At 72.0% G+C, this 11,859-nt stretch carries 12 protein-coding genes; 7 read left to right on the top strand and 5 right to left on the bottom strand.

Annotation, left to right across the window (positions count from 1 at the left end; all coding sequences use genetic code 11):
* The first annotated feature begins 73 nt into the window (after positions 1–73).
* The 3 genes from ACFV0Q_RS04085 (at position 74) to ACFV0Q_RS04075 (ending at position 1,674) form a co-directional block, all read left to right on the top strand.
* Positions 74–925, top strand: a complete 852-nt coding sequence (locus tag ACFV0Q_RS04085) for a helix-turn-helix domain-containing protein (protein ID WP_385000113.1) — start codon at positions 74–76, stop codon at positions 923–925.
* Complete coding sequence (locus tag ACFV0Q_RS04080) at positions 922–1,113, top strand: DUF397 domain-containing protein (RefSeq protein ID WP_385000110.1); 192 nt, start codon at positions 922–924, stop codon at positions 1,111–1,113. The genes ACFV0Q_RS04085 and ACFV0Q_RS04080 overlap by 4 nt, the downstream gene beginning before the upstream one ends.
* Before the next feature lie 141 nt (positions 1,114–1,254).
* Positions 1,255–1,674 carry a molybdopterin-binding protein gene (locus ACFV0Q_RS04075; RefSeq protein ID WP_385000107.1) on the top strand — a complete coding sequence of 140 codons (420 nt, stop codon included), beginning with the start codon at positions 1,255–1,257 and terminating at the stop codon, positions 1,672–1,674.
* On the opposite strand, the gene ACFV0Q_RS04070 is transcribed toward ACFV0Q_RS04075, so the two are convergent.
* A complete protein-coding gene (locus tag ACFV0Q_RS04070; protein WP_385000105.1) occupies positions 1,675–1,956 on the bottom strand; it encodes a hypothetical protein in 282 nt (93 codons plus the stop codon).
* Positions 1,957–2,068: 112 nt separating this feature from the next.
* On the opposite strand from ACFV0Q_RS04070, the gene ACFV0Q_RS04065 reads away from it, so the two are divergent.
* Positions 2,069–3,139 carry a serine hydrolase domain-containing protein gene (locus ACFV0Q_RS04065; protein WP_385000102.1) on the top strand — a complete coding sequence of 357 codons (1,071 nt, stop codon included), beginning with the start codon at positions 2,069–2,071 and terminating at the stop codon, positions 3,137–3,139.
* Between the two features lie 177 nt (positions 3,140–3,316).
* Positions 3,317–3,823 carry a hypothetical protein gene (locus ACFV0Q_RS04060; RefSeq protein ID WP_385000099.1) on the top strand — a complete coding sequence of 169 codons (507 nt, stop codon included), beginning with the start codon at positions 3,317–3,319 and terminating at the stop codon, positions 3,821–3,823.
* A 7-nt stretch (positions 3,824–3,830) separates the two neighbouring features.
* On the opposite strand, the gene ACFV0Q_RS04055 is transcribed toward ACFV0Q_RS04060, so the two are convergent.
* The 3 genes from ACFV0Q_RS04055 to ACFV0Q_RS04045 all read right to left on the bottom strand — a co-directional run bounded on the left by ACFV0Q_RS04055 (position 3,831) and on the right by ACFV0Q_RS04045 (position 7,980).
* Positions 3,831–4,280: a molybdopterin-dependent oxidoreductase gene (locus ACFV0Q_RS04055; RefSeq protein WP_385000096.1), complete on the bottom strand. Its 450-nt coding sequence runs from the start codon at positions 4,278–4,280 to the stop codon at positions 3,831–3,833.
* A gap of 80 nt (positions 4,281–4,360) precedes the next feature.
* Entirely contained in the window at positions 4,361–7,144 is a 2,784-nt protein-coding gene (locus ACFV0Q_RS04050; RefSeq protein WP_385000093.1) for a molybdopterin-dependent oxidoreductase, read from the bottom strand.
* Positions 7,141–7,980, bottom strand: a complete 840-nt coding sequence (locus ACFV0Q_RS04045) for an FAD binding domain-containing protein (RefSeq protein ID WP_385000090.1) — start codon at positions 7,978–7,980, stop codon at positions 7,141–7,143. The genes ACFV0Q_RS04050 and ACFV0Q_RS04045 overlap by 4 nt, the downstream gene beginning before the upstream one ends.
* A gap of 223 nt (positions 7,981–8,203) precedes the next feature.
* On the opposite strand from ACFV0Q_RS04045, the gene ACFV0Q_RS04040 reads away from it, so the two are divergent.
* The gene (locus ACFV0Q_RS04040) at positions 8,204–9,649 is read left to right on the top strand and encodes a PucR family transcriptional regulator (RefSeq protein WP_385000087.1); all 1,446 of its coding nucleotides are present in this window, start codon (positions 8,204–8,206) and stop codon (positions 9,647–9,649) included.
* A gap of 84 nt (positions 9,650–9,733) precedes the next feature.
* On the opposite strand, the gene ACFV0Q_RS04035 is transcribed toward ACFV0Q_RS04040, so the two are convergent.
* On the bottom strand, positions 9,734–10,132 hold the full coding sequence (locus tag ACFV0Q_RS04035; protein WP_385000084.1) for a molybdopterin-binding protein: 399 nt from the start codon (positions 10,130–10,132) through the stop codon (positions 9,734–9,736).
* Positions 10,133–10,300: 168 nt separating this feature from the next.
* Here ACFV0Q_RS04035 and ACFV0Q_RS04030 point away from each other — a divergent pair, with 168 nt between their 5' ends.
* Positions 10,301–11,821, top strand: a complete 1,521-nt coding sequence (locus tag ACFV0Q_RS04030) for an MFS transporter (protein WP_385000081.1) — start codon at positions 10,301–10,303, stop codon at positions 11,819–11,821.
* Positions 11,822–11,859: the final 38 nt, after the last annotated feature.

Here is an 11,859-nt window from a genome sequence, read left to right as displayed (position 1 = left end):
GCGCTTGTCCAAGGCTGTCCAGGCTGTCCCAACCGGGTTGGCGGGTACGGCCTGTTGATGGAGGTGGGCGTGAATGGGCAGTAACGGGATTGAAGAGCACAGCTGGTCCGTGGACCCGGGGGACGCGCAGGGTGTAGCGGTGATCACGGCGCTCGGCAGGCAGATGCGGGCGTGGAGGGAAGCGCTGGGCATGCGGGTGGCCGAGCTGGCGACCCTTATCGGCTACGGCGAGGACCTGATCTACAAGGTCGAGGGCGGCAAGCGGATCGCCAAGCCGGAGTATCTGGACCGGGTGGACGAGGCGCTGAAGGCCGGCGGCCTGATCAAGGCCATGAAGGAGGACCTGGTGGGGGTCCGGTATCCGAAGGAGGTCCGAGCGATCTGGAAGATGGAAGGCCGGGCGATCGAGGTCTGCCACTACAGCACGCACAACATTGCCGGCCTGCTTCAGACCGAAGCCCATATGAGGGCGCTCTTCGAAGGGAGGCAGCCCTCGTACACGGCGGAAGAGGTGGGGCAGGGTGTGGCGGGACGGATGGCGCGGCGGTCCATTTTCGAGCGCGTGCCCGCACCTGCCATCACCGTGGTGCAGGAGGAGGCCTCGCTACGGCGCCGCATCGGAGGCACAATGGTCTGGCGGCAGCAGCTTGAACGAATCCTGGAAGTCAGCGAGTTGCGCAGTGTCACGGTGCAAGTGATGCCGATGGACTGCGAAGTCCACGCCGGCATGTCGGGAAGCATCGAGCTGCTGAAGTTCGCGGATGGTACGGGGGTGGGACGTTCCGAGGGTGCCTTCTACGGGCAGACCGTCTCCAGCCGCAAGCAACTCCAGGTGCTGGAAATGCAATACGGGAGGATCCGGTCCCAGGCTCTGACGCCAGGGGACTCTCGGGTCGTCATCGAGAAATTGCTGGGAGAGACATGATCCACGCTTCCGAACTGCACTGGTTCAAGAGCAGCTACAGCACCAACAGCAACATCAACGACTGCGTCGAGGTGGCCACCACCCCCGGCACGGTCCACGTCCGGGACTCCAAGGCTGTCCCCGGCCCGCGGCTCGCGGTCAGCGACTCCGCCTGGGCCGGGTTCGTCGCGTACGCCTCGGCGGTCTGAGCGCAGAGGCGAGCCGGTCGGGTGGTTCCGGGTTGCGGATGCGAGGGGCTGAAAGCGCGGCCGGACGGGGGCGCATAACGTCGATCTTGTGCGGTTCGTCCCGGGCCGCGTGACGCGTCTACGTAAGAGGTCGAACCACTCATGAGCCTGAGCATCCGCAACCAGATCGCCGGTACCGTCACCGCCGTCACCACCGGTGCGGCGATGGCGACGGTCAAGGTCCGCCTTGAGGGCGGTCAGGACATCACCGCCGCCATCACCGTCGATGCCGTCAAGGAGCTCGGCCTGGTCACCGGGTCGGCCGTGACGGCGCTGGTCAAGGCCACCGAGGTCGCCCTGGCCACCGGGCCCGTCGAGGGGCTGTCCATCCGCAACCAGATCGCCGGGACCGTCGTGGACGTCGCCTCCGGGCCGGCCATGGCCTCCGTGAAGGTGGACGTGAACGGTGGCGGCCTGACCGCCGCGATCACCGCCGACGCCGTCGAGGCCCTCGGCCTGGCCACCGGTTCCTCCGTCGTCGCGCTGATCAAGTCGACCGAGGTGTCGCTCCAGGCCGCGTGATCACTGGATGAAAACGCTCCGGCCGAGGCCGATGGCGACCTCGCCGGGGTGGACCTCCTGGGTCACGCCTCCGTCGCAGAACGGGCCCGACCACACCGAGGCGACCCCGTTGGTGAAGTTGGCGATCTCCGACGGGGCGAAGTCCCCCAGCGGGAAGCAGCCCGACGGGTCGTGGTGGGGAGCGCGGTCGATGAACAGGACCCCCTGCGCCGCGTACGCCGAGCCCGGGGCCGTGAGTGCCAGCGCCGCCGCTGCCGCGCACGCCCCGAGGACCTTTGCCATGCCTCGCATCATGTGCTTCTTCTCTTCCGCTCGCCGGTGATCCATTTCGTCACCGACGGTAGGGTCTGCGTGACCTTGCGTGAAACGGCGTGCGGTGGTGAAGGAGGGGCGCGTGGATCTTCAGCGAACGCTCGACGGGCTCGTCGCGGCGGGTGCCGACGGCGGGTTCCAGGTCGCCGCGTACCTTCGGGGCCGGCCGCTGGCGGAGGCGTACGCGGGGGTGCCCGGGCCCGGGACGCCGATCCACTCCTTCTCCGTCGGCAAGGGGTGCACGGCGACCCTGGTGCACGTGCTGGCGGAGCGCGGGCTGATCGCGTACGAGGCTCCGGTCGCCCGGTACTGGCCGGAGTTCGCGGCGCACGGCAAGGCCGGGATCACCGTCCGGCACGCCCTGACGCACACCGCCGGGATCCCGCAGTTGCCGCGCGGCCTGACCCGCGCCGAGCTGGGCGACTGGGACACGATGTGCGGGGTCGTCGCCGGGGCGCGGCCGCTGTGGGAGCCGGGTTCCGGCAGCGGGTACCACGGCTGGACCTTCGGGTGGGTGCTCGGGGAGACCGTCCGCCGGGTCACCGGGCTCACCCCCGGCCAGGCGCTGCGCACGTACGTCGCCGAGCCCCTCGGGATCGCCGACGAGCTGTACTTCGGACTGCCGGTGTCCGCTCTGCCCCGGGTCGCGCCGCTGGCGGAGGCCGGCTGGGAGGCGTACCTGGGCGGGCTCCCGTACGGCGCCCCCTTCACCCGGCTCGTCGCCCCGAACCGGGGCCTGTGGACCACCGCCGCCCTCGCCAACAGCCCCGCCTACCTGCGGGCCGACCTGCCCGCCTGCGGGACCGTGACCGCCCGCGCGGCCGCCCGGATGTACGCGGCGCTGCTGGGTGAGGTGGACGGCGTACGGCTGCTCTCCCCGGACCGGGTCGCCGAGGTCGCGGCGGTGGCGGTGGAGGGGAAGGACCGGATGCTGCTGAGGCGGCACGCCAAGGGGCTCGGCTACTTCCTCGGCATGCCGCCGATGGGCGGGGCGGGGGCCGCCTTCGGGCATCACGGCAGCGGCGGCTCGATCGCCTTCGCCGACCGCGAGCGCGGGCTGTCCTTCGCCCTCACCCGCACCCACCTGGTCGGCCCGGCGGACACCACGGCCCAGCTGCTCGCCGACGCGGTCCGGGCGGGCGCCGGCGCCTGAGCCGGGGCGGCCGTGCGCAGGGGGCCGCCTCACGTCCCGGGTTGGCCCGATCGGTCGGATCTGCCGGTGGGTCGCGCCGAGACGTTCCGGGCGGCGGCGGCGCCGGGGTTATGAATGAAATCGCATGACCGTTTGGTCATCTGACCGTCCTTGAGCATCAACCTCAGGAGCCACACGATGCGCCCCATCAGAGCAGCCTGTCTCGGCACGGCCGCCGCGCTGGTCACCCTTCTCGCCGGCACCCCTGTCGCGGCCGCCGCGGCGGACTCCGGTCCCGCCCACGACAAGGGCCGGCACCGGGTCATCACACTCGTCGGCCGGCTCGCGCAGCAGACGCGCTTCCCCGTCAACCCGGGCGGCGCCCCCGCCCAGGGCGACCGGACCGTCTTCCGCTCGATCCTCTTCGACCAGCACGACAACCAGGTCGGCGAGACCGACGGCACCTGCGTCACCACCCGGCTCGACAACGGCGGGGCGGAGGAGTGCGTCGTGACCTACACGCTCGGGGGCGGCCAGATCTCCGTGCAGGGCATGGTCTTCGGCAATCTCAACCCGGGCCCTCCCCCTTCGTTCGACAACGGGATCACCGGCGGCACCGGCCAATTCGACCGGGCCAGTGGCTCGGTCCACGCCGACACGATCGGTATGGGCGAGAGGCGCTTCACGATCGACCTCTACCTCTGACCGGTAGCTAGACCTCGGCGAGGGCCGGGACGGTCAGGGTGCCGAACCAGATGTGGGTGACCGCGCTGACGTAGCGGGCGCCGCAGCGGTCGGAGGGAACCACCAGCTGGCTGCCCGCCCCGTCGAGGTCCTCGCCGTCGAGGCGGGTGGCCAGCAGGACCGGGCTTCCGCAGAAGTCGTCGTCCAGCTCCGCCCAGGACAGGACCGTGTGGTGGCCGTCGCCGCCGCTGACGGCGAGGAGGTAGCGGCCGCGGTCCTTGCGGCGGCGGGCGTCGAAGACGGGGCCCGCGCCGGAGATGACGTCCCGCAGCAGCACGCCCTCGAAGACGTGGTGCTGCGGGCCGTTCGTCGCGCAGTCGAAGGTGACTTCGGCCCGCTGCCGGGGCCAGGCCCGCAGGTCGGAGACGCTCAGGGTCGCCGGGTGGTCGAGCTCGCCGTGCAGCAGGAAGGTGGCCATGGGAGTCTCATGCCCGGCTCGTCTGCCGCTGGAACCTCATCTGCGAGGTTCAGGGGTACGTATGAGCCGCAGCTGGGCCCTCATTTGTGGGTTTCACCTTGCAGCTTCCGGGCGATTTTCTGCCAGACCACGTCACGCGTCACCGGCATCTCGGTGAACCGCACGCCCGTCGCGTCCCGCAGGGCGTTCGCGAAGGCCGGGCCGACCGGGTTGAAGGGGCTCTCGGACATGGACTTGGCGCCGAGCGGGCCGATCGCGTCCGAGGTCTCCATGAAGTGGACCTCCGTGCGCGGGACGTCCGCGTACTGCGGGAGCCGGTAGCGGCGGAACGCGGCCGTGGTGACCTCCCCGCGCCCGTCCACCCGTACGGTCTCGAAGAGGGTCGCGCCGAGCGCCTGGGCGACGCCGCCCTCGACCTGGCCCCGGCACTGCATCGGGTTCATGACCTTGCCGGCGTCGGCCGCGTGGACGCTGCGCAGGATCTTCATCTCGCCGGTGTCCGGATCCACCGCCAGGCGGAACCACTGGGCGTTGAAGGCCACCGAGCGGGGGGAGCCGCCCCAGTGGCCGTCCGCCGCGATCTCGTCCAGCTCGCCCTTGTCGTACGCGGCCTCGTACAGCTCCTTGAGGGTGAGGACGCGGCCCGCGCAGTCGAAGGCCTCGGCCTGGAGCTTGCACAGGTGCCGGGCCACGCCCGTGTGCCGGGCGGCGAAGGTCCGGAGGCGTTCCGCGAGGGAGTTGGCGGCCAGCATCACGGCCTTGCCCGCCACCACCGTGCCCGCCGAGCCGAAGGCGCCGGTGTCGTGGCGCACGACGTCCGTGTCCGACTGGCGGACCGTGATCCGGTCGACCGTGGTGTTCAGCGCGCCGGCGGTGATCTGCTTGTGGACGGTGGTGGTGCCGTTGCCGAACTCCGCGGTGCCGACCGCGATGTCGTACGTGCCGTCGCGCAGCAGGCTGACCCGCGCGTCGGCGAAGTGGCCGCCCGGGGGGCCGGTCGCGATCATCGCGACGGCCGTGCCCGTGCCGGTGAGCCAGCCCTCCGGGACGTCCTCGTGGCTGCGGTCCTCGGCGATGGCCTTGCGGACGACGTCCATGCACTGCTTCATCCCGTACGAGGCGATGAAGAGGTCCTCCTCGTGGCCGATCGGGGTCACCATGTGGTCGCCGGCGCCGATGACGTTCTTCTCGCGGAGTTCGAGCGGGTCCATGCCGAGCTTGATGGCGAGCTCGTCCATCACCGATTCGAGGGCGAAGAGGACCTGGCCCAGGCCGTAGCCGCGGAAGGCGCCCGCCGGTACGCCGTTGGTGTAGACGGAGTACGCCTCTACTTCTTTGTTCGGTGCTTTGTAGACGGCGAAGGACTCGCCGACGCTGTGGAACATGACGGCCGGGCCGTGGTTGCCGTAGGCGCCGGTGTTGGAGAGCACGCGGATGCGCAGCGCGGTGAGGGTGCCGTCGGCCTTGGCGCCGATCTTGATGGTGATCTTGAAGGGGTGGCGGGTGGTGGCACCGTAGAACTGCTCGGCCCGGGTGAATTCGAGTTTCACCGGGCGCCGCAGCTTCAGGGCGGCGAGGACCACGATGTCCTCGGTGAGCATCTCCTGCTTGCCGCCGAACCCGCCGCCCACGCGGCCCGCGACGACGCGGACCTCGTCCTCGCCCAGGTCGTAGAGGGCGCAGAGCGCCCGCCGGGTCAGGAAGGGTGCCTGGGTGGAGGAGCGGACGGTGATGCGCTCGCCGTCGCCCTCCTCCTTGGGCTCGAAGTACGCGACGCTGCCGTGGGTCTCCAGGCTGGCGTGCTGGACGCGCTGCGTCCGGAAGGTCTCCTCGTAGACGACGTCCGCCTCCGCGTACCCCTTCTCCATGTCGCCGAGGGTGTTGTGGACCTCGCCGCACACGTTGTTCTCGGCGCGGAAGATGCCCGACTCGGGTCCCTTGGGGTGGAGGACGGGGGCGCCCGGGAGCATCGCCTCCTCCGGGTCGATGACGTACGGGAGTTCCTCGTACGTGACGACCACGCGGCGGCAGCCCTCCTCGGCCGCCTGCTCGCTGTCGGCGACGACGGCCGCGACGCGCTGGCCGACGAAGCGGACCACGTCGTCCAGGACGCGGGTGTCCATCGGGTCTTCGGTGGGGTGCTCGTGGCGGGCACTCGAATACAGCCGGTCGGGGGCGTCGTGGTGGGTGAAGACGGCGTGCACGCCCGGGACCTGGAGGGCGTCGCGGGTGTCGATGTCGACGATCCGGGCGTGCGGGTGCGGGGAGCGCAGCAGCTTCATGTGGAGCAGGCCGGGCACCTCGACGTCGAAGGTGTAGCGGGCGGTGCCGGTGACGACGAGCGGGCCCGCGGGGGCGCCCAGCGACTTGCCCACGGCCTGCCCGGCCTCCGGGTTCTCGGTGTGCTTGACCCCGCGCACCGCGTCCTCGATGGCGCGGTAGCCCGTACAGCGGCAGATGTTGCCCTTGAAGGCGCGCGGGAGGTCCTGGAGCTTGCCGTCGTCGTGGGCGGTGCCCTCCTCGGCCTGGAGGGCGGCGGTGGTCATCAGGAACCCGGCGGTGCAGAAGCCGCACTGGAAGCCCTGGGCGTCGAGGAACTGCCGCTGCGCCGGGTGGAGTTCGCCGCCGGGCTTGGCGAGGCCCTCGACGGTGGTGACGGAGCGGCCCCCGGCGCGGACGGCCGGGTAGAGGCAGCTGTGCACGGGCTGCCCGTCGACGTGGACGGTGCAGGCCCCGCAGTCGCCCTGGTCGCAGCCCTTCTTCACGCCGAACCAGCCGCGTTCGCGCAGGTAGGTGCGCAGGCACTGGCCGGCGCGCGGCTCGTCCTCGAAGCGCTGCTCGTTGATCTCGATCTCGTAGCTCATCGGGAGACCTCCTCCGCCGTGGAACCGGCCGTGAGTTCGCGGCGGATCTCCTCCGCCAGGAGCAGCGCCATGTGCCGGCGCCAGTCGGGCAGCCCGTGGATGTCGTCGTACCACTCCTCGGGACGGACGGCGTCGTCGATCACCGCCCGCAGTTCGGCGGCGGTGGGCGGCAGCGTGAACCAGAAGCGGAACGGGCGGGTGGTGGCGGCGGTGACGGTGACGGCGAGGGAGCCGTCCTGGGGGTCGCGGGTGCCCGTCACCAGGGCGCCGGAGCGGCCGAGTCCGTAGAGGGAGGCCTGCCGGAAGGCCGTACGGCAGGTCAGCGAGCGGGCCGGGACGCGGACGGAACGCAGCAGCTCGCCGTCCCGCAGGGCCTTGACCCCGGCGCCGAGGATGAACTCGGTGACCGGCATGCGGCGGGTGGCGCCGTCCTGGCCCTGGAGGAGGACGGTGGAGTCCAGGCCGGCGGTCAGGGAGATCATCGGGCCGGCCGGGAGGCCGTTGCAGAGGTTCCCGCCGACGGTGGCCATGTTCCAGATCTTGAAGCTGGCGAGGAAGGCCCGGCAGCACTGCTCGATCAGCGGCGCGGCCGTCGCCGGCAGGGAGCGGCCGAAGCGGGACAGCTCGGTGATGGTGCAGGTGGCGGCGATGTCGAGGGAGCCGTCGGGCTGCCAGGACAGGGGCGGCCAGCCCATCCGGGAGAGGTCGACGAGGCGGCGGATGTGCGGCTGTGGCTCGGAGAAGAGGTACGTGCCGCCGCCGAGCCAGGCGTCGCCGGGCCGCCAGGGCTCGCGGCGGCGCGCGTCGCGCACGTCGAGCACCGTGTTGAGGTCCATTTCGCGCCACCAGCCTCTCTGCAACCCGGGCGTTCTCCTCAGTGAAGCAACGGGGCGGGGGACGAAACGACTGGTCCCGGACACGGAAAGGGGAGGGCCGGCGGCGGTTCGCCCTGGATGATCAACCAAAAGCCGTAGGCAGCGGATCGCCTTGCATTTACGATGTTGTTTCTCGTATTCACCTGGCGAATGTGGGTCACCCCCACCGCAAGGAGTCCCTGCCATGCACGTCCTCGACCTGCTCCAGTCCGACAACCTCGGTCTCACACTGCTCTGGGGTGAGGAAGCTCTTCTCGGCCAGGAGGTCAGCGGGGTCACCGCCACCGACCTGGAGGACCCGGGCCGTTTCCTGGGCCCCGGGGAGCTGGTGCTGAGCGGGCTCGTGTGGTGGGCGCAGGACGACCCGAAGAAGGTGGACCGCTTCGTCTCCGCGCTCGCCGCGGCCGGGGCCACCGCCCTGCTCGCCGGTGAGGAGACGCACGGCCGGGTCCCCGACGACCTCGTCGCCGCCTGCCGGGCCCACCGGCTGCCGATCGTGGCCGTCCCGGCGCGGACCAGCTTCCGGGCGGTCACCGAGGCCGTGTACCTGCGCCAGTGGGGGGACCTGAGCCGGCGCCCGACGCGGATCTTCGCGCTCCCCGAGAACGTGCGCGGGGAGCTGAGCCGGCTGCTGGAGGGCGGCGCCGGACCCGGCGAAATCCTGGACCGGGCCTGCGCCCACCTGGGCAAGGTGGCCTGCTACGTGCTCACCGCGAGCGGGCGCACCATCGCCCGCACCCCGTCCGCCCCGCTGGTCCCCGCCCAGCGGGCGACCCCCGCGCGGGACGGGCTGTCCCTGCGGATCGAGTCCGACGGTTCCCCGTACGACGCCTGGCACCTGTACCTGCCCGACGCGGACGCGGCGCCGCCGCGGGTGCTCCACGAGATCGCCGAGGTCCTCGCCCAGTACCGCGACGGGCACGCCCGCCGGGCCGCCGCCGCGCGGGCCGCCGGGCAGGAGCTGATCGCCCTGCTGTCGGGGGACGTCGACCCGGTGGCCCTGGAGGAGGCGCTGACCGCGGCCGGACTGCCGGCCGGCGGCCCCTACCGGGTGCTCGCCTCGACCTCCGGGGACGCGCTGGCCGAGGCGCTGGCCCACCTGGAGGGGGTCCCGTGGGCCGTCGGCGGGTCCGCCGCCGTCCTGTACGAGGACCCGCGCGCGGGGGTCGACGTCACCGCCGGGCTGCGCGGGGTGTGGCCGCTGCTCCAGGCGTGCGGGGGTCCGGAGGCGGACCTGCGGCTGGGCGCGGGCGCGCGGGCGGCGGGGCCGGAACAGCTCCGGGCCTCCCTGAACCAGGCCCTGTTCACGCTGACGGCGGCCGACGCGGAGAGCCCCGTACGGGCCGTCGAGCAGCTGGACACCCTCGCGGAACTGCTGTCCGGGGTGCCGCCGGAGGTGCGCGGCGTGTTCGGGGCGCGGACGCTGGGGGCGCTGGGCGACGGGATGCTGCGGGAGACCCTGGAGGTCTTCCTGGCGAACAACTGCTCGTGGGCGCGTACGGCGGAGGCCCTGCACCTGCACGTGAACACGGTGCACTACCGGATCGAGCGGGTGGAGGCCCTGACGGGCCGTGACCTGTCCCGCCTGGACCACAAGCTGGACCTGTACGCGGCGCTGCGCTGCGGTTAGCCGTCAGGCGGTCCGGGCGCGCCCGAACCGTCCCCGGGCGCGGGCGTCCGGGCGTAGCCGTCCGGGCGTGGGCGTCCTGGCGTCCTAGGGGACGTCCACGTGGACGTCCGTGGACTTCACGCGGGCGGTGACGCTGACGCCGACCGCGATCCCCAGCTGTTCCACCGATTCGCGAGTCACGACGGAGACGATCCGGTGGGGGCCCGACTGGATCTCCACCTGGGCCGCCACCTCGTCCACCCGTACCGCAGTGACGATCCCCGCGAAGGAGTTGCGCACGGAGGTGGCCGCGGCGCGCTCCGGCACCGGGTGCAGGCCCTCGGCGCGTTCCTTGGCGAAGGCGGCGAGCGCCGTGCCGTCCACCACGCGGGACCCGTCCGGGGTGCGGACCGCGCGCAGCCGCCCCGCGTCGGCCCAGCGGCGGACGGTTTCCGGGCTCACGCACAGCAGGCCCGCGGCCTGCCCGATCGAGTACGACGGCACGCGCGCAGCTTAGCCGTGCCGCATTCCGGCTCCGCGCAAGGTTCCGCGCGAGCTTCCGCAGGGGTTCCACGCAGGGGGGTTGCGAACGATGTACGCAGGGGCGTACGTTGTTCACGGCACCGAGCGAACGGTGTACGCAGCAGTCGGGAGAAGGGGAAAGGGATCGCCATGGACGCGCTGGACGAGATCACCACGAGCGGGGTGGCGCGCGATCCGCGCCGCTGGCTCATCCTGATCGTGCTCTGCCTGAGCACGCTCGTGCTGGTCGTCGACAACATGGTGCTGACCGTGTCGATCCCGCCGATCTCCGAGGACCTGGGGGCGGGCGCCGAGGACATCCAGTGGATCATCGAGTCCTACATCCTGGTCTTCGCCGGACTCCTGCTCACCGCGGGCAGCCTCTCCGACCGCTTCGGCCGCCGCCGGATGATGATCATCGGGCTCGCCCTCTTCGGGATCGCCTCCCTGCTCGCCGCCTACGCCGACTCCCCGGCCCAGCTCATCGCCGGCCGCGTGGTCATGGGCATCGGCGGAGCGCTCGTCATGCCGAGCACCCTCTCGATCCTGATCACCGTCTTCGACGAGGAGGAGCGCCGCAAGGCCATCTCCGCCTGGGGTGCGGTCGCCGTCGTCGGCCTCGTCGGCGGCCCGGCGCTCGGCGGCGTGCTCATCGCCCACTTCTGGTGGGGCGCCGTCTTCCTGATGAACGTGCCGATCGCGCTGCTCGCCATCGCCGCCGCGCTGATCCTGATGCCCGAGTCCAAGGGGCCCTGGCGCAAGCCCGACTTCATCGGCATGGTCCTGTCCGTCACCGGGATGACCGCCCTGATCTGGGCCATCATCGCCTTCCCCAAGGACGGCCTCACCGGCTACGCCGCGGTCGCGGTCGTCGCCCTCGCCGCCTTCGTCTTCCACGAGCTGCGCACCGACTCGCCGATGGTCCCCCTCGACCTGTTCCGCAACCGGATGTTCAGCGGCTCCAGCTTCTCCCTGGTCCTGCTCACCTTCGCCAACGGCGGCCTGATGCTGGTCCTCACCCAGTACCTCCAGTTCGTCGCCGGCTACAGCCCGACCGAGACCGGCCTCGCGTTCACGCCGCTCGCCGTGGCCACCCTGGTCTTCAACGGCCTCGGCGCCACCCTGGGCAACAAGATCGGCAACCGGATCATGACGGCTGTCGGCCTCGCCGTCATCGCCGGCGGCTTCGGGCTCCTGGCCACCCTGGAGGCGGGCGACAGCTTCTGGCCGCTGTGCGCCGCCATGACGGTGATGGGCCTCGGCGGGGGTCTGGCGATGCCCGCCGCCACCGCCGCCCTCATGAGCGCCGTCCCCGAGGAGCACGCCGGCGTCGGCTCCGCCCTCAACGACACCGTCCAGCAGGCCGGCGCCGCGCTCGGCGTGGCCGTCCTCGGCGCCCTGCTCAGCGGGGTCTACGGCGGCGAGATGCCCGGCTCCGCCCCGGACGCCGCCCGGCACTCGGTGGCCGCCGCGCTGACCGACCCGGCGCTGGCCGACGCCGCCCGGTCCGCCTTCACCTCGGCCATGTCGGCCACCTTCGGGGCGGCCGCCCTCGGTGTCCTGGCCGCGGCGGGGCTGGCCCTGATCCTGATGCGGGACCGCAAGGGTGCCGGGGTTGCGGCCCCGGCCGCCGCGGAGCCGGCCGAGGAGGCGGGAGCGGGCGCGCGCTGAGCCCCGTAGGAACGGCGGAAGCGGCGGGGAACCTACCC

The sequence above is a fragment of the Streptomyces sp. NPDC059564 genome (genome assembly GCF_042735575.1).
Taxonomy (GTDB): Bacteria; Actinomycetota; Actinomycetes; order Streptomycetales; family Streptomycetaceae; genus Streptomyces.
Note: the sequence above shows the minus strand (reverse complement) of the source record. Positions and strands in the feature narration are given on the sequence as shown.

Excerpts from the sequence above, each read along its gene's own strand:
- ACFV0Q_RS04080 (WP_385000110.1), top strand. The coding sequence starts at position 922 with ATGATCCACGCTTCCGAACTGCACTGGTTCAAGAGCAGCTACAGCACC.
- ACFV0Q_RS04050 (WP_385000093.1), bottom strand. The coding sequence starts at position 7,144 with ATGAGCTACGAGATCGAGATCAACGAGCAGCGCTTCGAGGACGAGCCG.
- ACFV0Q_RS04045 (WP_385000090.1), bottom strand. The coding sequence starts at position 7,980 with ATGGACCTCAACACGGTGCTCGACGTGCGCGACGCGCGCCGCCGCGAG.
- ACFV0Q_RS04060 (WP_385000099.1), top strand. The coding sequence starts at position 3,317 with ATGCGCCCCATCAGAGCAGCCTGTCTCGGCACGGCCGCCGCGCTGGTC.
- ACFV0Q_RS04055 (WP_385000096.1), bottom strand. The coding sequence starts at position 4,280 with ATGGCCACCTTCCTGCTGCACGGCGAGCTCGACCACCCGGCGACCCTG.
- ACFV0Q_RS04070 (WP_385000105.1), bottom strand. The coding sequence starts at position 1,956 with ATGGCAAAGGTCCTCGGGGCGTGCGCGGCAGCGGCGGCGCTGGCACTC.
- ACFV0Q_RS04040 (WP_385000087.1), top strand. The coding sequence starts at position 8,204 with ATGCACGTCCTCGACCTGCTCCAGTCCGACAACCTCGGTCTCACACTG.
- ACFV0Q_RS04085 (WP_385000113.1), top strand. The coding sequence starts at position 74 with ATGGGCAGTAACGGGATTGAAGAGCACAGCTGGTCCGTGGACCCGGGG.
- ACFV0Q_RS04030 (WP_385000081.1), top strand. The coding sequence starts at position 10,301 with ATGGACGCGCTGGACGAGATCACCACGAGCGGGGTGGCGCGCGATCCG.
- ACFV0Q_RS04075 (WP_385000107.1), top strand. The coding sequence starts at position 1,255 with ATGAGCCTGAGCATCCGCAACCAGATCGCCGGTACCGTCACCGCCGTC.